20 protein-coding genes are annotated in these 22,489 nt (G+C 60.8%); 3 read left to right on the forward strand and 17 right to left on the reverse strand.

The genetic code is table 11. The annotated features are described in order from the left end of the window. Positions 1-127 precede the first annotated feature (127 nt). The 17 genes from BTW08_RS08655 to BTW08_RS08735 all read right to left on the reverse strand — a co-directional run bounded on the left by BTW08_RS08655 (position 128) and on the right by BTW08_RS08735 (position 19,599). On the reverse strand, positions 128-1,408 hold the full coding sequence (locus BTW08_RS08655) for a TRAP transporter large permease (RefSeq protein ID WP_075562125.1): 1,281 nt from the start codon (positions 1,406-1,408) through the stop codon (positions 128-130). Then, on the reverse strand, positions 1,405-2,046 hold the full coding sequence (locus BTW08_RS08660; RefSeq protein ID WP_075562126.1) for a TRAP transporter small permease: 642 nt from the start codon (positions 2,044-2,046) through the stop codon (positions 1,405-1,407). The genes BTW08_RS08655 and BTW08_RS08660 overlap by 4 nt, the downstream gene beginning before the upstream one ends. Before the next feature lie 11 nt (positions 2,047-2,057). Beyond that, positions 2,058-3,035 (reverse strand): TRAP transporter substrate-binding protein, encoded by a 978-nt coding sequence (locus tag BTW08_RS08665; protein WP_075562152.1) that lies wholly within the window; start codon positions 3,033-3,035, stop codon positions 2,058-2,060. A gap of 531 nt (positions 3,036-3,566) precedes the next feature. Continuing rightward, positions 3,567-4,391: a CoA ester lyase gene (locus BTW08_RS08670; RefSeq protein ID WP_210403226.1), complete on the reverse strand. Its 825-nt coding sequence runs from the start codon at positions 4,389-4,391 to the stop codon at positions 3,567-3,569. A gap of 58 nt (positions 4,392-4,449) precedes the next feature. Further along, positions 4,450-5,649, reverse strand: coding sequence for a CaiB/BaiF CoA-transferase family protein (locus BTW08_RS08675; RefSeq protein ID WP_075562127.1), 1,200 nt, complete (start codon positions 5,647-5,649; stop codon positions 4,450-4,452). A 49-nt stretch (positions 5,650-5,698) separates the two neighbouring features. Next, complete coding sequence (locus BTW08_RS08680; RefSeq protein ID WP_075562128.1) at positions 5,699-7,075, reverse strand: MmgE/PrpD family protein; 1,377 nt, start codon at positions 7,073-7,075, stop codon at positions 5,699-5,701. Continuing rightward, the gene (locus tag BTW08_RS08685) at positions 7,072-7,467 is read right to left on the reverse strand and encodes a VOC family protein (RefSeq protein WP_075562129.1); all 396 of its coding nucleotides are present in this window, start codon (positions 7,465-7,467) and stop codon (positions 7,072-7,074) included. Before BTW08_RS08685 ends, BTW08_RS08680 begins: the two co-directional genes overlap by 4 nt. Before the next feature lie 8 nt (positions 7,468-7,475). Continuing rightward, the gene (locus tag BTW08_RS08690; RefSeq protein WP_075562130.1) at positions 7,476-8,675 is read right to left on the reverse strand and encodes an acyl-CoA dehydrogenase family protein; all 1,200 of its coding nucleotides are present in this window, start codon (positions 8,673-8,675) and stop codon (positions 7,476-7,478) included. Continuing rightward, on the reverse strand, positions 8,672-9,556 hold the full coding sequence (locus BTW08_RS08695; protein WP_075562131.1) for a MaoC family dehydratase N-terminal domain-containing protein: 885 nt from the start codon (positions 9,554-9,556) through the stop codon (positions 8,672-8,674). The genes BTW08_RS08690 and BTW08_RS08695 overlap by 4 nt, the downstream gene beginning before the upstream one ends. A 248-nt stretch (positions 9,557-9,804) precedes the next feature. After that, entirely contained in the window at positions 9,805-12,462 is a 2,658-nt protein-coding gene (gene tssH, locus BTW08_RS08700; RefSeq protein WP_075562132.1) for a type VI secretion system ATPase TssH, read from the reverse strand. Continuing rightward, a complete protein-coding gene (gene tssG, locus BTW08_RS08705; RefSeq protein ID WP_075562133.1) occupies positions 12,459-13,535 on the reverse strand; it encodes a type VI secretion system baseplate subunit TssG in 1,077 nt (358 codons plus the stop codon). The genes tssH and tssG overlap by 4 nt, the downstream gene beginning before the upstream one ends. Then, positions 13,499-15,334: a type VI secretion system baseplate subunit TssF gene (gene tssF, locus BTW08_RS08710; protein ID WP_075562134.1), complete on the reverse strand. Its 1,836-nt coding sequence runs from the start codon at positions 15,332-15,334 to the stop codon at positions 13,499-13,501. The genes tssG and tssF overlap by 37 nt, the downstream gene beginning before the upstream one ends. After that, positions 15,334-15,816, reverse strand: coding sequence for a type VI secretion system baseplate subunit TssE (tssE, locus tag BTW08_RS08715; protein ID WP_075562135.1), 483 nt, complete (start codon positions 15,814-15,816; stop codon positions 15,334-15,336). The genes tssF and tssE overlap by 1 nt, the downstream gene beginning before the upstream one ends. A 138-nt stretch (positions 15,817-15,954) precedes the next feature. After that, positions 15,955-17,454, reverse strand: coding sequence for a type VI secretion system contractile sheath large subunit (tssC, locus tag BTW08_RS08720; protein WP_075562136.1), 1,500 nt, complete (start codon positions 17,452-17,454; stop codon positions 15,955-15,957). Between the two features lie 12 nt (positions 17,455-17,466). Further along, positions 17,467-18,000: a type VI secretion system contractile sheath small subunit gene (gene tssB, locus BTW08_RS08725; protein WP_075562137.1), complete on the reverse strand. Its 534-nt coding sequence runs from the start codon at positions 17,998-18,000 to the stop codon at positions 17,467-17,469. A 58-nt stretch (positions 18,001-18,058) separates the two neighbouring features. After that, a complete protein-coding gene (locus BTW08_RS08730) occupies positions 18,059-18,814 on the reverse strand; it encodes a hypothetical protein (RefSeq protein ID WP_075562138.1) in 756 nt (251 codons plus the stop codon). Between the two features lie 302 nt (positions 18,815-19,116). Further along, positions 19,117-19,599, reverse strand: a complete 483-nt coding sequence (locus BTW08_RS08735; protein ID WP_075562139.1) for a copper resistance protein NlpE N-terminal domain-containing protein — start codon at positions 19,597-19,599, stop codon at positions 19,117-19,119. 186 nt (positions 19,600-19,785) lie between these two features. Here BTW08_RS08735 and tssJ point away from each other — a divergent pair, with 186 nt between their 5' ends. The 3 genes from tssJ to icmH all read left to right on the forward strand — a co-directional run bounded on the left by tssJ (position 19,786) and on the right by icmH (position 22,488). Beyond that, the gene (gene tssJ, locus BTW08_RS08740; protein WP_075562140.1) at positions 19,786-20,331 is read left to right on the forward strand and encodes a type VI secretion system lipoprotein TssJ; all 546 of its coding nucleotides are present in this window, start codon (positions 19,786-19,788) and stop codon (positions 20,329-20,331) included. Between the two features lie 100 nt (positions 20,332-20,431). Further along, positions 20,432-21,778 (forward strand): type VI secretion system baseplate subunit TssK, encoded by a 1,347-nt coding sequence (gene tssK / locus BTW08_RS08745; RefSeq protein ID WP_075562141.1) that lies wholly within the window; start codon positions 20,432-20,434, stop codon positions 21,776-21,778. Continuing rightward, positions 21,775-22,488, forward strand: a complete 714-nt coding sequence (icmH, locus tag BTW08_RS08750; protein WP_075562142.1) for a type IVB secretion system protein IcmH/DotU — start codon at positions 21,775-21,777, stop codon at positions 22,486-22,488. The genes tssK and icmH overlap by 4 nt, the downstream gene beginning before the upstream one ends. Position 22,489: the final 1 nt, after the last annotated feature.

Raw genomic sequence — 22,489 nt, forward strand, 5'->3', positions numbered from 1 at the left:
TAGGGCGAGTCAGTGAGCACAAATGAAGAGGGCGCCGTAATGGCGCCCTCGAGGGTTATATCCAAGGTTACAGCCAGGGTTACAACCAAGGTTACAACTAGAGTGCAGGGCGATCCTCGTTCTGCGACTACATGCCCAGCCAGTTCGGCAGGCCGAGCGAGATGAAGGGCACGTAGGTCACCAGCAGCAGGAAACTGAGCAGCAGGAACAGCCAGGGCGTTGCCGCACGGATCGTACGCGTCAGCGGCATGCCAGTCACCGCGGAAGCCACGAACAGGTTGAGTCCCACCGGCGGTGTCACCAGGCCGATCTCCATGTTGACCACCATGATGATGCCGAAGTGAATTGGATCGATCCCGAGCTGTGAAGCTACCGGAAACAGGATCGGCGCCAGAATCAGGATGATCGCCGAAGGCTCCATGAACGATCCCGCCACCAGCAGCACGATATTCACCACCAGCAGGAAAGTGATCGGCGAGAAACCCTGCTCGACGACCCACGCCGTGATCGTCTGCGGAATCTGCTCCGTGGTCAGCACGTGGGCGAACAGCATCGCGTTGGCGATGATGAACATCAGCACCACCGACAGCTTGGCCGCATCGAGCAGTACGCCAGGGCACTGCTTGATGGTGATGTCCCGATAGACGAACAGCGCCACGAAGCCGGCGTAAACCGCTGCCACGGCGGCGGCTTCGGTGGGCGTGAAGAAGCCGCCGTAGATGCCGCCCAGCACGATCACGATGGTCAGAAGCCCCCAGATCGCCTTGCGGGCCGTGGCCAGGAACTCACCGACCGAGGGGCGTGGCAGGGCGGGCATCTTCTTGACCCGGGCGATGATGTAGATCGCCACCATCAGGATCAGGCCCAGCAGCAGCCCGGGCACAATACCCGCGACGAAGATCTTGCCGACCGAGCTTTCGGTCACCGTGGCGTAGACCACCATCACGATCGACGGCGGAATCAGGATGCCCAGCGTGCCGGCGTTACAGACGATGCCGGTGGCGAAATCCTTGGTGTAGCCGGATCGCGCCATCCCGGCAATGACGACAGAGCCCACGGCGGCGACCGTCGCCGGAGATGAACCCGAGAGCGCCGCGAACAGCACGCAGGAGAGTACCGAGGCGATCGCCAGACCACCGCGGATATGGCCGACGCAGGCGTTGGCGAAATTGATCAGCCGTCTCGCCACGCCACCGCTGGTCATGAAGGCCCCGGCGAGGATGAAGAACGGGATCGCCAGCAGCGTGTAGTGCTCGGAGGTCTCGAACAGCTTGATCGCCAGCGAGCTCAATGAATCCTGGCTGAACAGCAGAATCGTCAACGAACTGGCGATGCCCAGCGAGAACGCGATCGGCACGTTAAGGAAGAGCAGGCCGAAAAGCACCACGAACAGAAAGGCGATGGTCATGTCGGCTTCTCCTCGTTACCGGCTTCATCCTGAAGCTTCAACGCATCGGTGGATTCATTGCTGAGTTCCATGGTGATCTGCTGACCGCGCAGCATTCGCACCAGGACTTCGATCAGGCGTATCAGCACCAGGGTGAATCCGATCGGCACGATGATCGTGATGTGCCACTGCAGGACGCCGTAACTGTCGAGGTCCTCGGCACCGATACCGGCGCGCATGAGCGCCTGCACCCAGGTGTAGCTGGAGATGGCAAACAGGGCCGTGTAAGCGATACAGATCAGGCACGTCAGAATGCCGACGCCGCGTCGTGCGCGTTCCGGCAGCAGTCTGACGATCAGGTCGACCCCGATATTGGCGCCGATCCGCACGATATAGGCCATGCCCAGGAAGATCAGCCAGGCGAAGCACGCCTTGGTCAAGGCGATGCTCCAGGTCATTTCCTGAGCGAGATCGATGATGAAATCACCGATCGCGAAGAGCGGCGTTTCCGCGAACGGGAACCAGTCCGCCGCATCGTAGAAAACGGTATAGAGGTTGTTGACCATCACGTAGCTGAAGGTCACCAGGGTCATGAGGGCGAGGAGGAAGGCCACCAGGCCCTCCTCCAGATGCGCCCAGGCACGCAGGAAACGTGTCATGGTCGGCTCGGTTACTGAGTGGTTTCGGACTGGCTGGTGTCGGACTCGTTGGCGCTTTCGGCAGCCTTGATCAGGTCTTCGCCGATGTCACCCTGGAACTTCTTCCATACCGGGCGAACCGCTTCGCGCCAGTCTTCACGCTGCTCGGGCGTCAGCTGAATGATCTCGCTGGTGCCGGCATCGATGATCGACTGCTTGGCTTGCTGGTTGAGGTCGTAGGCCTGCTTGTTCACCTTCTGGGTGACGTCGGCGAGAATATCTTCCAGCTGGCTGCGAATATCATCCGGCAGGCCGTTCCAGAACTCGGCGTTGGTGATCACCATATAGTCGATGATGCCGTGGTTGGACTCGGTGATGTACGGCTGCACCTCGTGCATCTTCTGGCTGTAGATGTTCGACCAGGTATTTTCCTGACCGTTGACCACGCCGGTCTGCAACGCCTGATAGACCTCGCCGAAACTCATCTTGCGGGGAACGGCGCGCAGCTCCTTGAACTGTTCGTCGAGTACGTCGGATGCCTGCACGCGGAACTTGAGGCCGCGAGCATCCTTGGGCTCACGCAGCGGCTTGTTGGCAGAGAGCTGCTTCATGCCATTGTGCCAGTAGGCCAGGCCCTGGATGTTGCGATCCTGCATCGAGTCGAGCAGGCCCTGCCCGTCGTCGGAGTGCTGGAAACGGTCGACGGCGTTGATGTCGTCGAACAAAAACGGCAGGTCATAGAGCTGAAGGCTGGGGCTGTACTGCTCGAACTTGGCAAGCGAAGGCGCCAGCATCTGCACGTCGCCCAGCAGCAGCGCTTCCATCTCCTTGCCATCGCCATAGAGCGAGGAATTGGGATAGACCTCCACCTTGACGCGATCGCCCAGCTTCTCTTTCACTTCCTCGGCGAACATTTTCGCGCCCTGGCCCTTGGGCGTGTTTTCGGCCACGACGTGGGAGAACTTGATGACGATGGGATCCTGCGCCTGAGCGCTAGCGACGCCACCCATCAGGATGGCAACCCCGATCGCGCCAACCACTGTTTTTGGATTGATGAGAGACATGGCATTTCACTCCTGGGTTTGTTCTGTCGTCTTGGCGTCTCTGGTGACGCCTTATGGGTAATGCCATGCGGAGTATGCGGAGAATTAGTGGAACTCGTATATTCAACCTTCGGTGGGACTCGAGAGATTGGAGACGGAAGGAGAAGGGTTATATTTTGGTTTAAAAAGTTTAAAAAGTCGGGTCAACGTTGTTCGATAATGTCGAAATAGACGATATTTCGAAATGATAAAAATCAATTAATTCAGTAGCTAAAGAGATTTATGCGGCGGTAATCGGGCGGTTTTGGCAGGGTTTTCGTCGACATAAATCCGATACCAATCGGCGGCAGCGAATCGAGACCTTTCTGCCAGGTTGCATCGACGAGAAGATGCAACGTGACAGAAGTTAACTTTCTTTCCTGGCGCCGACCAGGCGGTTTGGCTCTGTCGATCGGCGGCCGAAGTGGAACGGCCGGACCGGTGCGTCGATGGGAGTCTTCAATCCCGCTTGGCGCTGGCCATCAGCCGACGGGCCCGCGCCATGACCGGCGCGTCGATCATCTGGCCATCGACCTGGCCGGCGCCGGCGTCCTGCTCGGCCGCCTCGATCACCCGCGTCGCCCAGGCCACCTGATCGGCAGTCGGCAGAAAGGTCTGATTGACGACCGCCACCTGACGCGGATGGATGCAGAGCATGCCAGCGAAGCCCATCTCGACCGCACGCCTGGCGGCACGCTCGACCACGCCCATGTCGCGGAATTCGGGATGAACGGTGTCGATCGGGGGGGCAAGTCCGGCCAGACGCGACTGCAGAATGATCTGATAGCGCGCCTGATTCAGCATCCAGTCCCCGCCTTCGCTATTCGGCTCGATGCCCAGATCCAGTCCTAGATCCAGGGCGCCGAAGCTCAGTTGAATGACGCCTGGCGCCTGGGCTAGCTCGGGCAGCGCCTGCAATCCTCTGGCGCTTTCGATCAGCGGCATCAGCGCGACGCCGTCGGCGCCAGCCTCGGCCAGGGCGTCGACATTCTCTGCCTTTGGCACCACGAGGCCGGCGATACCTGCCTGATCCCGGCAAAGCGCCAGGTCCTCGGCAAAATCCTTGGTGTCGGCCGCGTTGATCCGTACCCAGACCGCGCCGTCCGGTGCGCCTTCGAGAAACGCGCTCAGCGCCCGACGTGCCTCGGGTTTGGCCTCCGGCGCCACCGCATCTTCCAGGTCGACGATCACGATGTCGGCCCCGCTGGCCAGCGCCTTGGGAATGCGCTCGGGGCGGTTGGCCGGTACGAACAGCGCGGAGCGGGGCGGCGTGGGGGAAATCATGGGCGCTTTCCTTGCTTGATCGAAGGGGGTGAAGTGGGAATCGAGTCAACGGACACGGTCAAATCGTACCGGCCTGGCGCAGCGTATTCACGTCTTCCTCGGCATAGCCCAGCTGCTTCAGAATGGCATCGCTATGTTCGCCGAGGGCGGGCACGGCATCCATGCGCGGCTCGTACGCCATGTTGCGTCCGGGCGGCAGCGCGGCCGGCACCATTCCGCCGGGCGTTATGACGTCGCGCCAGCGGTCTCGGGCCGCCAACTGCGGGTGGTTCCACACGCCGGCCATGTCGTTGACGTGCGCGTTGGCGATCTGGGCGTTTTCCAGTCGCGCTATCACCTGCTCCGCGGTGAGTTCGGCGAAGACGTCTTCGATCAACGCGCGGAGATCGCCTCGATTTTCGGAGCGCTTGAAGTTGGCATCGAAGCGTTCATCCGTAGCCAGTGCCGGCTGCTCCATGACCTTCTCACAGAACAGCTGCCACTCGCGCTCGTTCTGCAGGCCGAGCATGACCGTACCGCCGCCCCCTGTGGGGAAGGGGCCGTAGGGATAGATCGTGGAGTGGGACGCGCCGGCGCGAGGCGGCGGCGTCGCGCCTTCGAAGGCGTAATACATCGGATAGCCCATCCACTCGACCAGACTCTCCAGCATCGAGACGTCGATATGCGAGCCTTCGCCGGTCCGCCCGCGCAGCAGCAAAGCCGACAGAATATTGCTGTAGGCGTACATCCCGGCGGCGATATCGGCGACCGAGCAGCCCGCCTTGGCCATGGCATCCGGCTCGGGGCCGCCGGTGACGGAAAGAAAACCTGCCTCGCTCTGGATCAGCAGATCGTAGGCTTTCTTGGTCTCGTAGGGTCCGCCTTCGCCGTAGCCGGAGATGTCGCACACGATCAGCTTGGGGAAGCGCGCGTGCAATGTGTCGAAGCCGAGTCCCATGCGAGCGGCGGCGCCCGGTGCCAGGTTCTGCACCAGCACGTCCGCCTCGCCGAGCAAATCGTCGAGAATCGGCGCGGCCGCCTCGTGCTTGAGATTGAGCGTCAGGCTCTCCTTCGAGCGATTGGTCCAGACGAAATGCGAGGAGAGACCGTGGACGCGTTCATCATAGCCACGGGCGAAGTCGCCGACGCCGGGGCGTTCGATCTTGATCACCCTGGCACCCTGATCGGCAAGTTGCCGCGTGCAGAACGGGGCGGCGATGGCATGCTCGAGGCTGACCACGGTAAGGCCATCCAGCGGACGAGGGGCTTGAGCAGTCATGACAGATCCTGTTCGAAAAAATGAGAGGCAACCCGGTATCGCCGCAATGTCACAGCAACGGCTTGAGCCGCGTCACGGCGGGCAGGTCCCAGGCATGGGCGATCAGCTGGCTGACTTCGTCGTCAGTGGCCGCGCCCGAAAACGTGACGAGACGCCGAAACTTCGCTTCCAGCTCGTCCCGGCTCAGGGTATTGCCCGGGTCGCCCTTGGGTTCGTCGATCGCGGCGCTCAACCGCCGGCCGTCGCGGGTCGTGATCTCGACGCGCCCCAGCCAACGCCGGGGATAGGCGGCATCCACTTCTGGATCCAGCACCATCGAGACACGCTGGCGGAAACTTGTCACCGCCTCGTCCTGAAGGGCGTGATCGCGGAAACTGGCCAGGCTCGCATCGCCGTGCACGGCGATCAACCCCAGCACGCTGCCCATCGAGAACTTGGCCTGGTGAATGGTGCGCGGGTGGACGACCGGGCCGAGCACGTCGATCGCCGCCTGGTGGACTTTCGCGGTGACGGTCTCGATGTCGTCGTGGGTCAGCGCTTCTCGCTGCATCAAGGCCAGCAGGGCGTCCGCTGCCGGATGCGTATGGCGACACGAGGCGTGATACTTAAACGAGGTCTCGACCAGCGCCCAACGTTCGCCGAGACGGTCCGTCAACTGGCCAGAATCGGCATCGGTCGACATGCCTGCCGCCATCCCCTGCGGGCCCTCGAGGATATGCTTTGCCCCCGTCAGACCGCTTTGCGTCATGTAGGCGGCAAGAAGACCGTCGGAAGCTGCCTTGGCCGTGTGCAGCTGCTTGGAGTCGGTGGCGTCGCGCAGAAATTCCCATAGCCCCGCAGCCTGGGTGCCGGCATTGCCGAGCAGGTTCACGAAGCCGTCGGTGTCGAGCTCCATCAGTTTGCCTGCGGCCACCGCAGCGGCCAGCGTGCCGGCAGTACCCGTGGTATGAAAGATGCGGTAGTGGGAGCGGCCCAGAAACTCGCCGATCCGTATTCCCGCCTCGTAGCCGGCCACGGCGGCGGTGATCAGCGCCTCGCCGCTGCTGCCCAGATCCTGGGCGGTCGCGAGCGCGGCGGGAAAGACCACGGTGGCCGGATGCAGCACGGAGCTGTTGTGCAGGTCGTCCTGCTCGACCACATGCGAGGCAGCGGCATTGACGAAGGCGGCGAAGTGGGGCGAGGTCATGCGGCGATCGGTCAGCTGCTGACAGCCGCCGTCGCTGGGGCCCATCAGCCGGCTGTAGTGCTCGAACAGCGGAATCGGTGCGTGATTCTTGCCGGCCAGCGTCGAGCCCAGCCAATCGAGATAGAGCGCCTGGCAGCGTTCGACGACGTGTTGAGGGATCTGAGCGTAACTGAGTTCGGCCAGAAAACTTGCCAGTTCACGCGTTCGATCACGGGTTTGATCATGGACCAGTTCATTCATGGCAAACGCTCCTCGAGTCGATTGGCGATCTCGATCAGGTTGTCGTCGGGATCGCGAACATAGACGGAACGGATCGGGCCGGTAGCCCCGGTCCGGTCAACCGGGCCTTCAATGGTCGTGACGCCTGCGGCGGCCAGATCAATGATCACCTGTTCCAGCGGTGTCTCGCTCAGGAAACACAGATCCGCCGAGCCCGGCGTGGGGCGGTCGGCCTTGGGTTCGAATTCACGGCCGTGACGATGCAGGTTGATCTTCTGCTCGCCGAATCCCAGGGCGATCCGACCCTCGCCGAAGACGACGCGCTCCATGCCGAGGGCGCGGACGTAGAAATCACAGGTCACATCGATGTCGGCGACCGTCAGCACCAGATGGTCTAGCTGCGTGATCTTCATGGGCGATCTCAGAACGAGCGTGGCAGATCGAGCAGATGCTCGGCCACGTAGGAGAGAATCAGGTTGGTGGAGATCGGGGCGACCTGATAGAGGCGCGTCTCACGGAACTTGCGCTCGACATCGTACTCGGTGGCGAAGCCAAAGCCGCCGTGGGTCTGCAGGCAGACATTGGCGGCCTCCCACGATGCCTTGGCCGCCAGATACTTGGCCATGTTGGCACTGGCTCCGGCCGGCACACCGGCATCGAACTCCTGGCAGGCGCGCCAGCGCATCAGATCGGCCGCTTCCACCTCGATATGCGCTTCGGCGATGGGGAACTGCACGCCCTGATTCTTGCCTATCGGACGGTCGAAGACGATGCGCTCGTTGGCGTAGCGGCTGGCCTTGTCGATGAACCAGCGACCGTCGCCGATGCACTCCGCCGCGATCAGGGTGCGCTCGGCATTGAGCCCGTCGAGAATGTAACGGAATCCCTTGCCTTCCTCGCCGATCAGGCTCTCTGCCGGCAGTTCGAGATTGTCGAAGAACAGCTCGTTGGTCTCGTGGCCGACCATGTTGGCGATCGGCTGGACCGTCATGCCGTTGTCGATCGCCCGGTGCAGGTCGACCAGGAAGATCGACATCCCCTCGGACTTGCGTTTGACCTCGGCCAGCGGCGTGGTACGAGCGAGCAGAATCATCAGGTCGGAATGCTGGATGCGCGAGATCCACACCTTCTGGCCGTTGATCACATACTTGTCGCCGCGCTTGACCGCCGTGGTCTTGATCTTGGTGGTGTCGGTGCCGGTGGTGGGTTCGGTGACGCCCATCGACTGCAGACGCAGTTCGCCGCTGGCAAGTTTGGGTAGTATCTCGGCTTTTTGCGCCTCGCTACCGTGCTTGAGCAGCGTCGCCATGTTGTACATCTGGCCGTGAACGAAGCCGGCGTTGCCGCCGCAACGATTGACCTCCTCGAGGATCACGCTGGCCTCGGTCAACCCCAGGCCTGAGCCACCGAACGCTTCGGGGATCATCGCGCCGAGCCAGCCGGCTTCGGTCAGTTCGGTAACGAATTTTTCGGGAAAGCCTCGAGTTTCATCGATATGGCGCCAGTATTCGCCATCGTACTGCTGGCACAGGCTGCGAACGCCGTCACGGATCGCTTCCAGCGCCTCTTGGTCGACAGGGGCTTGGTTGATAGGGGCTTGGTTGATAGAGGCGAGACTCATGATCGAGACTCCTGATCTTCGCTGTTATTGAATTCCACCGTGGCGCGATGGGCCGGCCCGTCCTGATTACCGGCGGTCAATTCGGCCGTATCGGCGCCAGTAATGCGCCCGGTGGTCTGGAAGGGCTGATTGGCGATCAGCGGGCGCAGGCCGCGGTACTGAATACGGGTAGGCGGCGTCCGAGGATTGGCCTCGCAGAAAGCCTGCAGCTGGAGCGTCGCGATCAGCGGCCCGTGCACTACCAGACCCGGATACCCCTCGGTTTCGGTGACGTAGGGATGATCGTAATGAATCCGGTGACCGTTGAACGTGACCGCCGAATAGCGAAACAGCAGGACCGGATCGGGATCGATGGTCTGCGACCAGTCGGCTTCCGGCATCGGCTCGTCGAGCGAGAGCTTGGGCGGTGCCGGCTGGCGATAGACGATGTCCTGTGCTTCGCGGATGGCGAGCTCGCCGGCCTGGTGATACTCGTGTTGCACGGTCACGAACAGCAGCGAGCCGGTTCGGCCCTGCTTTTCCTGAATATCGGTCACCGTCGAGACGCGTTCGGCCTCGATGCCCACTCTCAACGGTCTCAGAAACTCGACGTGTCCGCCGGCCCACATGCGATTGCGGTCGTCTGCCGGGGGCAGAAAACCGCCTCGAGTCGGATGACCGTCGCCGCCCAGCTGCGCGCCGGGAAGGGGATGCTGGAAAAACGCCCAGTGCCAGAGCGGTGGCAGGGGCTCACCCGAAGCCGGGCACGGTTTGCCGAAGGTGGCGGCGACCCGGGCAACCAGCGCACGGTCGAGATGGTCCGTGCTCTGTTCCCGCTTGCCGATCCAGCTTTCGAGCGCGTCGTTGCCGTCGGGCACATATTCGGACGCATAGTCAGACATCAGGCGATCCACCAGTCTCGGAAGGTCTCGCCAGCATGGCCCGACTCGATGTCGGAGGACATCTATCTTTCGTGGCAGGGGGCTTTGGTTTCGCTGAATACGACTTTGGTGGTGGCGCGGGGCTCGAACCACTCTCTTGAGCCTGAGCCCTTGAACAAAAGCCCTTGAACAAAAGCCCTCGAACGGCAAACGCCCCTGACGGCGGTTTGCCGCCAGAGGCGTTCTTGAGTGGCCGTGTTATAGACTACTCAACTCAGCGCGTAAGCGAACTCGCCCCGATCATCGAGGCTGACGGCTAGCTTCTCGATCGCTTCGCCGTTGGCCATCTTGTCCAGCACCTGGGCGGCAATCGTGGGCATCAGGCTGCCGGAGAGGATGTTGTCGATGTTGCGCGCGCCGCTGTCACTGTCAGTACAGCGCTCGGCGACGGCTTCGACGATGGCCGGATCGTACTCGAACTCGGCACGGTGATTGTGCTCGAAGCGGTTTTTGATACGGTCCAGTTTGAGTCGCACGATGTTGTGCAGGATCTCTTTCTGCACTGGGTAGTAGGGGATGATGTTCAACCGACCGAGGAATGCTGGCTTGAACACGTCGTTGAGTTGATCGCGCAGGCTCTCGACGATGGCATCCGGGGCGGGCAGGGACTCGACGCCGAGGCACTGCTGCATGATGTCGTCGGTGCCGACGTTGGAGGTCAGTAGAATCACGGTGTTGCGGAAGTTGATCTCGCGACCTTCGCCGTCGTCCAGCACTCCCTTGTCGAAAACCTGGAAGAATAGCTCCAGCACGTCCGGGTGCGCTTTCTCGACTTCGTCCAGCAGCACCACGCTGTAAGGCTTGCGGCGCACCGCTTCGGTCAGCACGCCGCCTTCGCCGTAGCCGACGTAGCCGGGAGGCGAGCCCTTGAGGCTGGAGACGGTATGCGCTTCCTGATACTCGGACATGTTGATGGTGATCACGTTGCGCTCGCCACCGTAGAGCGTGTCGGCCAGCGATAGCGCCGTTTCGGTTTTGCCCACGCCGCTGGGGCCGAGCAACAGGAACACGCCGATCGGCTTGTTGGGATCTTCCATCCGCGCCCGCGAGATCGCGATGCGTTTGCCGATCTCGGCCAGCGCATGATCCTGGCCCAGCACGCGCTCGCCGAGCAGTTCGGGCAGGCGCTGCACGGTGGTGATCTCGTCGCGCATCATCTTGCCCAGCGGAATGCCGGTCCAGTTGGAGATGACTTCCGCAATTACATTGCCATCGACGTGGCCATGGACCAGCGAGTGCTCACCCTGGACCTCGGCGAGTTCGCGCCGAACGTCGCCGATCTGCCGGCTCAGTGTGTCGGCATCGCCATCCTGCTTGCCGGCCTCGACGGCTTCCCGTTCGCACTCCAGAGACTTGAGCCGGGTCACGATTTCCTGTTCGCGCTCCCAACGCGTGGTCAGGTCGTCGATCTCGGCTTGGGTAGTCTCGAGCTGCTCGTTGAGCGAGGCCAGCGTCTCGGCATGATCGCTACCCTCGCGTTGCTCACGCTCCAGCACAGCGATCTCGCTTTGGAAGTTGTCGATGCGGCGGTGGGCATCTTCCAGTGCTGCCGGTTGTGATGACTGGGCCAGTGCCACTCGTGCGCACGCGGTGTCGAGTACGCTGACGGCCTTGTCCGGCAGCTGGCGCCCGGTGATATAGCGGTGCGACAGACGCACGGCCTGGACGATGGCATCGTCGAGAATGGTCACCTTGTGGTGATCCTGCATGCGCTCGTTGAGGCCCCGCAGCATATTGATCGCGACCGGTTCGGCCGGCTCTTCGACCTTGACCACCTGGAAGCGTCGCGCCAGTGCAGCGTCCTTCTCGAAGTACTTCTTGTACTCCGCCCAAGTGGTGGCGGCGATGGTGCGTAGTTCACCCCGAGCCAGCGCCGGCTTGAGCAGATTGGCGGCGTCGCCCTGGCCGGCCTGGCCGCCGCTGCCGATCAGCGTGTGGGCCTCGTCGATGAACAGGATGATCGGATGCAGACTGCGTTTGGTCTCCTCGATCACATTCTTGAGTCGGCTCTCGAATTCGCCCTTGACCCCGGCACCGGCCTGCAGTAACCCGAGATCGAGCGTTCGCAGTTCGACGTTCTTGAGCGGCGGCGGGACGTCGCCGTTGACGATGCGCAGGGCCAGGCCTTCGACGACGGCGGTCTTGCCGACACCCGCTTCGCCGGTAAGGATCGGATTGTTCTGACGCCGGCGGGTCAGAATATCCACCATCTGGCGGACTTCTTCTTCACGACCGAGTACCGGGTCGATACGCCCGGCACGGGCATTGCCAGTCAGATCGATGGTGTATTGATCCAGCGCTGGTGTCTTCGACTTGCCCTGGCGTTCGGCGCTCGCGGGTTGCTGTGCAGGCCGGCTTTCGCCGCCGGTGCCTTCATCTAGCGCGCGAACATGCTGATCCTCGCTGCTGCCGCCGATCAGGTCGTTGATATGTGCCTTCAGGTCGTCGACGTTGATGTGCTCGAGTTCGCGGGCGCCGTCGATGACCACGCGTCGCAGTTCCTCGTCCTTCAGCAGCGCCAGCAGCAAATGGCCGCCGCGAATCTGCGCTTCGCCCTGGTCGATCGAGGCGATGACCCAGGCGCGCTCGATCAGCTTGGTGATTCGAGGCGACAGCGCAGGCGTACGGGTGTTGCCGGTCTTGAAGGTCGAGACCGTCTCTTCGAGCTGCGAGGCCAGGCGGTCGAGTGACACGTCATAATGGCGGGCGATACGCAGCAAGTCGTTGTCGTCGCTGTCGAGCAGCTTGAGCAGCAGGTGCTCGATGTCGACATCGTACTGGCGCTCGGCCAGACACAGCGCCGCGGCGCCTTCGGTGGCCTCGCGGCAGGGATCGTTGAGTTTGTCGAAGAGAGATTTGAGACTCACGCCGTGGCTCCATCAAAGGGGATGTCGAAGAGTGCATGGCCGTGGGAGTCGGCCGGTCGGTCGGTAGGTTTAAGCCAGCCGAGCCGCCCCAGTTTGAGACTGTCGCCCGCGCCCAGCTGCGGGGCGGGGATGCTGTGTTTGTCCAGGATCAGTTCAATCTCGAAATCGAGCTCGATACCGGCATAGAAGCGCAGCAGTTTCACCAGTTTCTGGTGGGCGGCGGTATCCGGCAGCAGGGAGCGGTACGCTTCCAGGCTCAGGGGGCCGAATGCAACCCGAAACGCTGACTGGTAATCGCGCACTCTCGTGCCGGCGACAGCGCTCTGGCCGAGTCGGGCGTTGGCCTGGCCGAGCCGTGTGTACTGTTCCGGCGCCAGACGCACCCAGCGGCCGGCGAAGGGCATGACACGGCAAGGGAGCTGGAAGGTGTATTCCAGAATCGATTGCAGGTTGCTTGGGTTACGCGGGCGTTGGCTCCACAACCCGGAAAACCAGCTGAACAAGTCCCGACGAAGCGTACCTGGGTCATCGTCGCGATCCAGCGTTTGCTCCAGCGTGGTCGGGGTAAAACCGACCAGATGCAGCAGCCAGTCTTCGAAATCGGCGCTGCCCTTGCGCTCGTATTCGATATGGAACCGATACTTCTGCCACGCTTCATAGAACAGCGCCGTCATGCGGTGGGAGAAAAAGTCCATGAAGGCGTGGGCGGCGTTGTCACGTTTCTCGATATGACGATTGATCAGCAGTTCGGTGTAGGGGCGCGGCAGCACGCCGGAAGGCCCCACCAATCCCATGAACGTCACCTGAATCTCGCTCAGCGGATCGCCGCTGGCGGAGCGAACCTTATCGCTCTCGAAGGTTAGATCGCTGATCTCGCTGGGCGGAAAGTTGAGCGACAGCAGAGAGCGAAAGCGCAGCGGGTCCTGATGCGGTCGATTCTCCGGGTCGATGCGTCCGTTGCGGCTGTAGTGCAGCCGCAACAGACGCACGAGCTGGAAGAACCCGAATCGCCAGGGCTCCGCTCGCGCCTGGTCGATCAGACCAGGGGCTGAGTACCGGTTCTCGGCTGCCATTGGGCGACTCGCTGTTCGCGCTGACGAGAGCGCAGGGTGAGTTGAGTAAAACTGTTGAGGCTGCAGTACTGGCCGAAGAAGTGATCCAAGACCATACCGAACAGATAGATGCCGCTACCGGTGAACTGGCTTTCGTCGAGTTCCAGCGTGATACCGGTCCCGCGAACGAATGCCGGACGCGGATGGCCGATGCGGGTCATCACCGGTTCGCTCGTGATCGAGGAAATGCCGTTGATCTGCTTGCGGATCGCCGAGGCCTGGCGATAGTTGTAGAGCGTCAGAAGCTCCATCAGTGCCTCGCGACCGTCCGAAACCAGCGAGAGATGGTTGAGCGAAAGATGTGATACCAGGCGCCAGATCAGCCCTTTGCCCATCGGCGGGCGCACCGGCGCTGTCGGCTTGCGCAGGCAGCGGATCTGTTGCACGACCTGCTCGCGTTCCAGTGTAAAGTCGCCCTGTGGATGGCCGAAGCTCATCAGCTGAGGTAGGTCGCGGTTGCTGCAGGTGAGCTTGAGACTGAGTGTGTCGCTGCTGCCATCCAGCATTTCGAGCTCGCGATCGACCACGCGCAGGCGCATCTCGGTGCCGGGGTCGCGGGCATTCTCGGAGGCCACTCGCCGTGCTATCCAGTAACTCTGATGCGCCTGCTTCTCGCTATCTCGGGGTTCGAAGAAGGGCAGACAGGGCGCGACTTCGTCCTGAGTGGCGGTGCGGATGACCCGAGTCACCTCGTCGATCGAGACGATTTCGGTCGAACGTGCATGGCGCACGTCGGGGACTACCGGATACTCGTGGCGCGTGTGGCTCAGCTTGATAGGCTCCGCCTGTTGCGGGAACAAGTTGACCACCGGGGTGCAGCCGAGTCGGAAGTTATGGCGGCTGACGGTCTGCGCCAGTCTTGCCAGCCGTTCGTGCTGGTCGTAGTCGCGGAACAGAAAATGTATCTGAATCTGCGTCACGGGTTTGCCGGCGAGCGGCCGCGCCAGGCCGTTCAGGTCGAAAAAGAGAAACTTTTCAGGGAAGGTAAAGTATTCGTGCAGCAGCCGATAACCCAAAAATGAGCGCTCGGAGTAGTCGATCAATCCCTCGTCATGACCGAAGCCGACCGGTGTAATAGCATCCGGCGCCAGCCCGATCTCCCTTCGCTGGCCAGCCTCGACGAAGCTCACCGAGATCCTTGCCACATTGTTGAACAGCAGCTCGTACAGCGGGTGCATCAAACTGCCTTCACCATCGAGAAACAGTCGCAGGCGGTCCATCCCCAGTTTGCCGAAATCGGTATTGCCGAGGCTCTCCAGTGACAGTGTCAGCTTGGCGACGTTGTCGTTGCCGTGAGTGTTGAACGAGGAGCGTTCGAGTCGCGTCAGTTCGGCGCCGCTCAGCGCCACCGGCCAGATCTCCACCGCGTAGCAGGTACGAAAACGACAGAAGGAGTCCTCCACCGGACGCGAATGCAGCGCGGTGTGGCGCGGCAGGTGATAGGCCCCGGTCAAGGAGGTCTGCGCGCCGGGGTCGAATTGGACAATGGATAGCGCTGGCGTCGGGCGCAGATAGTGCGGATAGAGCACGTCGAGAAACGCCTCGACGATCTCGGGGAAATCGTCGTCGAGTTTCTTGTGTACACGGGCGCTGAGAAAGGCGAACGACTCAATCATGCGCTCGGCGTGAGGGTCCTCACAGTAATCCCCCTCGAGCAGCAGCCGCGAGGCAATCTTGGGATAGCGCTGAGCGAACTCCTGGCCCAGGAAGCGCAGGTGCGAGAGTTCCTTCTCGTAGTAGGGCAGTAGGTCGTCGAGCATTAGATCAGGTTCTGCACCTTGTATTGGCGGGTATTGACTTGCAGTACGGCATCGAAGGCCACGCGCTGGCTGGCTTCACTCAGCGACAGCACCGCTTCGATGCGGAACTGGAGTATGCGGTCATGACTATCCTGGTTGAGCAGTTGCACGCGTACGCTGCTGAAACGCTTGTCGCCCTGCTCGATGGTGCGTTCCAGTTGACGCTGGATCAGCCGGCGATCTTCCGTGCTGCGGATGCCACGGCTGACGAAATCCGGCAGACCGTAGTCGAGCAGCGTTCCCTGTAGCGTCGGCCAGCCGTCCAGCTCACCGGCGACCAGTTCACGCCGGGTATTGACCAACTGCTCCAGGTCTCGCACCACAGATTTCTTGTAGTCCGCGATGGAACAGCGATGACCGGGCTGAGCCTCGGTCGAATGCTGAGGCTCGTCGTCGAGTAGACGATCGAACAACGTCGGCACCATTTGCAGCGTTTCACTCATTTCGTACCTCGACATTCTTTGGCACTTCGATATCTACCCCTGCGGGATCGGGTAGCAGTCGATGCCTTGGTCAGGGCTGGCGTCACGATGACGCAGGCGCCCGCCATTGGGCCGGTGCCTGCGATAAGTGCGTCTCGATCAGGAGCCGCGTGTCGATTGCGGCAACTCGGAGACCAGACGCAGCGACGCGGTCAGCTCGTCGAGCTGGTAATGCGGACGCAAGAACGTCACTGCCTTGTAGGCACCGGGCTTGCCGGGCACTTCCGCGACTTCGACGCGCGCTTCGCGCAGCGGATACTTGGCCTTGGCTTCCTGACCGGCGTTGTCGTCCAGCAACACGTACTGGGACAGCCACTCGTTGAGGTAATCCTCGACGTTCTGGCGGGAAGCGAAGCTACCCACCTTGTCGCGCATGATCGCTTTCATGAAGTGAGCGATCCGCGAGGTGGCAAAGATGTACTGCAACTGTGACGACAGGCGCGCGTTGGCATTGGCCACGTCGGTGTTGTACTGCTTCGGCAACTGGGCGGATTGGGTTCCGAAGAACGCGGCATAGTCGGTGCCCTTGCAATGCACCAGCGGAATGAAACCCAGATCGGACAGTTCTTTTTCGCGACGGTCGGTGATCGAGATTTCAGTCGGGCACTTGAGTGCCACTTCGCCATCGTCGGTCTGGAAAGTGTGCGTCGGCAGGTCTTCGACCAGCCCGCCACCTTCGACGCCGCGGATCGCCACGCACCAGCCATATTTGGAGAACGCATCGGTGACGCGAGCCCCCATGGTGTAGGCGGCATTCATCCACAGGTACTTATTGTGGTCGCGGCCGTCGACGCTCTCGGTGAAGTTGAATTCTTCTACCGGTGTGGTCTCTTCGCCGTAGGGCAGGCGACCCAGCACGTGGGGCAGTGTCAGGCCGACGTAGCGGGCGTCTTCCGAGTTGCGGAAGGACTTCCACTTGGCGTATTCGACCGTGTCGAAGATCTTGGAGAGATCGCGCGGCCCGGTCATGTCGGTGAACGAATCCCAACCGAACAGCTCCGGCGAGGCCGAGGAGATGAACGGCGCATGCGCGGCAGCCGCGACATGGGAAACCTGCTCCAGCAGGTACATGTCCTGCGGATGACGGCCGAACTCGTAGTCGCCGATCATCATGCCGAAAGGCGCGCCGCCGAAAGTACCGTACTCTTCCTCGTAGACCTTCTTGAATAGCGCACTCTGGTCGAACTCGGAGGCCGACTTGAGATCCTTGACCAGGTCCTTCTTGGACGCGTTCAACATGTGGATCTTCATGTTGGTGCTGGTCTCTGACTGGTCGGTCAGATACTTGAGGCCACGCCAGGAGGCCTCCAGCTGCTGGAATTCGCTGGCATGCATGACCTCGTTCAATTGATCCGAGAGCAGCGAGTCGATTTCGGCAATGCGCGAATCGAGCACCGCGATCAGATCTTTGCTGGGCGTGACTTCGCCTTCTAGGACCTGATTGACCAGTTCGTCGATCAGATCACGAGTGCGGGTGCGCTCGGTTTCCGAGCGAGCCACACGGCTTTCGGAGATGATGCTGTCCAGCAGCGAGGTCTCCGGGGCGAAGACTTCCTGCGTTTCACTCTGCGAGGTGTTGTCGGTCTGATTCTCGGCCATGGGAGACTCCTGTTATTCCTTGTCTTGCTGCGGTTTGGCAGCGGCTTCGCGTCCCAGCTCTTCGCCCAGCGTCTGAAGCTTGTCGGTATTCTGCAATACGTCCATCAGCAGCTCTTCGAGCTTGTCGTTGCCGCCCATCTTGTTGCGCAGGTCGGCCAGCTTGTTGCGCACCTCGAGCAGCTTGCGCAGCGGCTCGACCTGGCGCACGACTTCCTGTGGCTCGAAGTCTTCCATGCGCTTGAAGTTGAGTTCCACCGGCAGCTGAGAACCGTCGTTGGCCAGCGTGTTGTCGACGCGATAGCTCAACCGTGGTTTGACGCCTTTCATCACGCTATCGAAGTTGTCGCGATCGACGTTGACGAATTTGCGATCCTTCAGCCGGGGCAGCGGCTCGAGCGGATTGCCTGCGTAGTCGCCCATGACGCCGACGACGAACGGCAGCTCTTTCTTCTCGATGCTATCGCCGATCTCGACGTCGTAGGTCAGATGCACACGGGGCGCGCGGACGCGCGACAGCTTGTGTTGAGTACTTTCGTTCTTGGCCATGACAATGTCCTCTCTCGAGATAGCGAGTGCGTTGTGGTTTCTAAGTTCTCATCCGTGTTCAGGCGGATGGCGATGCGTTGACCGCCTTGATCAGCTGCTCGCGCAGGTTGTCCTGCATGGCATTGATTGCGTCTTCGGAGATCAGCTCCTCGAAGCTACGGCTGCCTGAAATCTCGGTGCTATGCCGAATGACCTCGTCGGATGGCAAGGTCGATGCAACGGGAGAGCTGATCACGCAGAAGGGGAGTTCACCGAAATCGTCGAGCTGCTGGAATCCAACCGGGAATCGCAGTCCTTGGAATAGGCGGCCCAGGCCGCCGGCTCGGCTGAAGCAGTGAAACAGCATCAGATAGTGCACGACGAAGCGATGAAGCTCCGAGCCGCTGCGATTGGGATCGCGAATCACCTGGCGAAAGCGGCTCAGATCGAATGACGAATAGCCCACCACCCAGCGTGCCGGGCTGGTTACGCGAACGGTATTGCCACCGGGAAGGGCATGGTCGTACTCCAGCGGAAACAGCTCGGGAGTCGAGTTGATGATGTTGAGCGGCACTTCCAGCTCATTCATCAGATTGAAAGGGCGTAGCGCCGCATGCTTGTCGAACAGCGTGCGGAACTCCTTGAAGTGGTGCTGGGTTTCGCGGCCACTGCCGCGAGGCGCGCCCTGCAGGTATTCGCCGAACAATGGTTGAGGCCGCACCAGTGGCGCCAAGGTCGTCAGGTAGTCTGCCGCCTGTGCCTTGAGCAAATCCGATACCACTCGCGTCTGCTTGCGCGAGCGAATGAAGCTATCAACATCGAAGGACTGCGTCATGATTGATTCCCGGTGCGACTTCGCGTCATCGAAGTGTAATTCGGCTAAAGTCGATCTGTTCCAATTCGTGCCTGCTCGCGATTCGTTATTTGAAACTCACTGTGACTCGGTGCTCATTGTGCCGTGCTCGGCGAAAGACTCAACACATTAACGTTCAGCGAACTTGAGCCTTATCATGAATTGAAAAGTATTGTATCGGAGAGTCGTTACAATATGGTTAGGCGATTTCCCATTAGAGCTGTAAGCGATCTCTTACATCGTTTGTAAAAATCTGTTCCAGATGCTTCAGTGCCTTTGATGCCTCAACTGCTCTTGTCTGAGTCTGTCGGCATCGACAGGCTTGGCGTGAGCAATTGCAGGGTGACGCTCTCACCCTCTTCGTCAATGGCTGGCTCACCCTGCTCCGTTAGCGGTTGCAGACTGCTGTTGTCTAGCCTGATATATGTCCGGGTTTCGCCGACTTCGGGGCGAAGCACGTAGAGCTGACGCTTGAAGTCATTAATATATTGATTTTTATGCCAATTACCCCAGATTGTGTTGACGCGTTCCCCGCCCGGCGCATCGATTTTGATCTCATGCAGGTAGAACCCGCCGGGGGCACCGGTGATGGCGTCACGCTGCAATACCAGGTCTGTATCGATGCCGTTGCAGTTGCTGCAAGGGAGGGTCCCCTCGAAGCGCTCGGTCGCTTTGACATAGTTGACCTGTGTATTGGGTCCGGAAGCGCAGGCACTCAACAATAGGCAAGCCGTCAGTGGAGCCAGTTTAACGAGTCGTGCTTTCATGTGTCGGTCTCAAGCTTTTTGTAAATAAATGTTTCTAGGTAAGCTAATGTTAAATCTGTCGCTTATTATAGCCACTAAATCTGGTACGGTGTGCATCGCGTGAGATAATTTACCCTCAAATCGTCTCCCGGTGATTCAGTATCCGCGACTTCCTTACGACTTAATAAAAGAGTGGGTGAGACGGCGATGATGGCGTCCGTACGCATTTTGGGAATGGGTTTGCTGGTCGCGCTGCTGGCCGGTTGTGGTGTGGCAGATCGTGTCGGTAATCGCCTGGGAGATACCTGGGCGGGCGATCTGCTCGGCAATCAGGAGCGCGTGCGCGTCACCATCGATAGCGATGAATCGGTCAATCCGGATGCCGACGGCAAGCCGTTGTCGGTCGTCGTCAGGATTTACCAGTTGACCGAGCAGCCTTCGTTTGCCACCGCTTCGACGCGTCAGTTGTGGCGCGATGAGGAGGCGGTCCTGGGTAAGAGTTTATTGTCACAGCGCGAGGTGACGCTGCTGCCGGGCGAGGAGAAGGTGGATACGGCAGCGCTGGACTCCAGTACGCAGTATGTCGGTGTCGCTGCTTTCTTCCGCAACACCGTCAGCGATGACTGGCACGTGGTCTTCGATGCCGAAGAGCTGAGAAATGACGGTCTGCTGAGCGCTTCGGAAGGATTGAAGCTGCACCTCGTCGGAGATCGCATCGAAGTGGCGCGCGGCCACGATCTGCTCGGCAATTGATTCTTCCAGCGATGGATTCGGCCAAAGACCATCACGAGATGGCGGCCAGTAGCCCATCGATCACCGCGGGCATCAGTATTCAGAGGCACGGGACAGGGACGTGAGTAAACAAAACCGCATCATGTGGTCGGAGGGCATGTTCCTTCTGCCCCAGCACTTTCAGTATCAAGATGAATTTCACCAACGCCAGTTGGTCGAAGCGCGTCAGGCTCAGCATCCGTTTCATTGGGGTGTGCAGGAGATCGCCTTCGATGAAGGGGCGCTGGAGCAGGGCACGCTATGTTTGACCCGGCTAAAGCTCGTGTTTCCGGACGGTTCGCTGATCGATGCGCCTCAACATGATCCATTGCCGCCGGGCCGCAGCCTGGAAGAGTTGGCACGCAATGGCGAGGTCAAGATCTACGCAGCCCTGCGCACGCTGGAACCCTGGTCCCCCAGTTATCTCGATCAGGACACGCCGCGCCACGGAGGCCGTCGCTTCGTGCAGCACTTCGAGACGCGCCCCGACCTCAATGAAGGGTCTCTGGAGAATGAGCTGGGGACGCTCGAACTCAATGCCACGCTGCTGATGGAGGGTGACAGTCTCGATGGTTTCACGCATTGCCCGATTGCCTTGCTCAAGCGCAATGCCGCCGGTGGCTTCAGTCTCGACGGTGAGCGTTTCATGCCGCCGGTGCTGCATATCGATTCTGTCTCTTTGCCGTTCGATATCGCCAATCGGCTGATCGGTATGCTGCAGGCCCGCAGTGAAGCGCTTTCCGGCCGCCGTCGCGAGCGTGCCGACCAGGTAGCGGAATTCGGCTCCAGTGACGTGACGCTGTTCTGGCTGCTTTACACCATCAACCGTGCGTACCCGCAGTTGGCGCACTTGTTAGCCAATCCGCGGCTGCATCCCGAGACGCTCTACCGTTTTCTCGCCGAGCTCGCCGCCAGCCTGATGACGTTCTCGATGTCCCACAAGCTGGGAGACATCCCCGAATACGATCATCGAGATCCGGCACCGGGGCTGCTGAGATTGGAGGGGATCGTGCGCGAACTGCTCGAAATCGTCGTGCCCAATCAGTACATCCCGATTCCGCTCGAGCAGACACGCCCTTCCTACTATGTGGGGCGGCTCAATGATGCTCGCCTCAAGGATGCCGACTTCTACATCAGTGTTCACGCCGATATGCCGGGTGCGCAGATCCTCGAACTGGTCCCGCGGGCGTTCAAGGTCGGCTCGCCGGAAGACATCGAAGTGGTGGTCAACACCGCCATGCCCGGCGGCACCCTGAGCCACGCTTCGCGAATGCCCAGCGCAATTCCGGTTCGCCTGGACAATCACTACTTCGCGCTCGAACCCCATGGCGCCGTTTACGAACGAATGATGGACGCGCAGGCGATCGCCTTTTACGTCCCCAGCGGATTCAAGAATCTCAGCATTGAATTGATGGCGGTAATGAAATGACCCAAGCCCTAGCTCACCCCTCCGATATCGCCGAGCCGCGCACGCTCAAGACGCTGTCGCGCGATTTCATCTCCATGGTGCTGATGGTGCGTCGCGGCCAGCAGGCTGAAAGTGTCGAGCGCTTTCTCGAGCGGGTCGATCAGTGGCTGCGCGAATTCGAGGAGAAGGCCAGGGCGGAAAACTACAGCGCCGAAGCCGTGAAAGATGCGCAGTACGCCCTCTGTGCGTTTCTCGACGAGAGCGTGCTCAAAGGTGGTATTGGCAATATCCGCGAGCATGTCGAGCTGCACCCCTTTCAGTACCGCTATTTCGGTGTGCACCTTGCCGGGGAAGGCTTCTACGATCGGCTCGACAGTCTGCGTTCGGATGTGCGCGCCAATCTGGATGTGCTGGAGGTGTATCACCTGTGTCTGGCGCTTGGCTTCGAAGGTAAATACAGCCTCGAGAATCGCGACCAGTTGCGCTATATCGCCAACACCCTTGGACAGGATATCGCGCGTTATCGCCAGCAGGGCGACGAGCGCAGCGAGAGCTGGAAGTTGCCGGACCAGGTTGGGCAAATGCTGCGTTACGAGATTCCACTATGGGTCTATCTGCTCGGCATCGTGGTGATTTGTCTGGTCGTCTACGGCGGGCTGCGCTGGTGGCTGGGTAGCGAGACCGATTCGCTGATCGAACAGATTCAGCAGCTTTTCCATTCCACCCGCTGAC

Origin of the sequence: Salinicola sp. MH3R3-1 (assembly GCF_001937155.1) — a bacterium.
Taxonomy (GTDB): domain Bacteria; phylum Pseudomonadota; class Gammaproteobacteria; order Pseudomonadales; family Halomonadaceae; genus Salinicola; species Salinicola halophyticus.

Excerpts from the sequence above, each read along its gene's own strand:
- BTW08_RS08655 (WP_075562125.1), bottom strand. The coding sequence starts at position 1,408 with ATGACCATCGCCTTTCTGTTCGTGGTGCTTTTCGGCCTGCTCTTCCTT.
- BTW08_RS08660 (WP_075562126.1), bottom strand. The coding sequence starts at position 2,046 with ATGACACGTTTCCTGCGTGCCTGGGCGCATCTGGAGGAGGGCCTGGTG.
- BTW08_RS08665 (WP_075562152.1), bottom strand. The coding sequence starts at position 3,035 with ATGGGTGGCGTCGCTAGCGCTCAGGCGCAGGATCCCATCGTCATCAAG.
- BTW08_RS08670 (WP_210403226.1), bottom strand. The coding sequence starts at position 4,391 with ATGATTTCCCCCACGCCGCCCCGCTCCGCGCTGTTCGTACCGGCCAAC.
- BTW08_RS08675 (WP_075562127.1), bottom strand. The coding sequence starts at position 5,649 with ATGACTGCTCAAGCCCCTCGTCCGCTGGATGGCCTTACCGTGGTCAGC.
- BTW08_RS08680 (WP_075562128.1), bottom strand. The coding sequence starts at position 7,075 with ATGAATGAACTGGTCCATGATCAAACCCGTGATCGAACGCGTGAACTG.
- BTW08_RS08685 (WP_075562129.1), bottom strand. The coding sequence starts at position 7,467 with ATGAAGATCACGCAGCTAGACCATCTGGTGCTGACGGTCGCCGACATC.
- BTW08_RS08690 (WP_075562130.1), bottom strand. The coding sequence starts at position 8,675 with ATGAGTCTCGCCTCTATCAACCAAGCCCCTATCAACCAAGCCCCTGTC.
- BTW08_RS08695 (WP_075562131.1), bottom strand. The coding sequence starts at position 9,556 with ATGTCTGACTATGCGTCCGAATATGTGCCCGACGGCAACGACGCGCTC.
- tssG (WP_075562133.1), bottom strand. The coding sequence starts at position 13,535 with ATGGCAGCCGAGAACCGGTACTCAGCCCCTGGTCTGATCGACCAGGCG.
- tssF (WP_075562134.1), bottom strand. The coding sequence starts at position 15,334 with ATGCTCGACGACCTACTGCCCTACTACGAGAAGGAACTCTCGCACCTG.
- tssE (WP_075562135.1), bottom strand. The coding sequence starts at position 15,816 with ATGAGTGAAACGCTGCAAATGGTGCCGACGTTGTTCGATCGTCTACTC.
- tssC (WP_075562136.1), bottom strand. The coding sequence starts at position 17,454 with ATGGCCGAGAATCAGACCGACAACACCTCGCAGAGTGAAACGCAGGAA.
- tssB (WP_075562137.1), bottom strand. The coding sequence starts at position 18,000 with ATGGCCAAGAACGAAAGTACTCAACACAAGCTGTCGCGCGTCCGCGCG.
- BTW08_RS08730 (WP_075562138.1), bottom strand. The coding sequence starts at position 18,814 with ATGACGCAGTCCTTCGATGTTGATAGCTTCATTCGCTCGCGCAAGCAG.
- BTW08_RS08735 (WP_075562139.1), bottom strand. The coding sequence starts at position 19,599 with ATGAAAGCACGACTCGTTAAACTGGCTCCACTGACGGCTTGCCTATTG.
- tssJ (WP_075562140.1), top strand. The coding sequence starts at position 19,786 with ATGATGGCGTCCGTACGCATTTTGGGAATGGGTTTGCTGGTCGCGCTG.
- icmH (WP_075562142.1), top strand. The coding sequence starts at position 21,775 with ATGACCCAAGCCCTAGCTCACCCCTCCGATATCGCCGAGCCGCGCACG.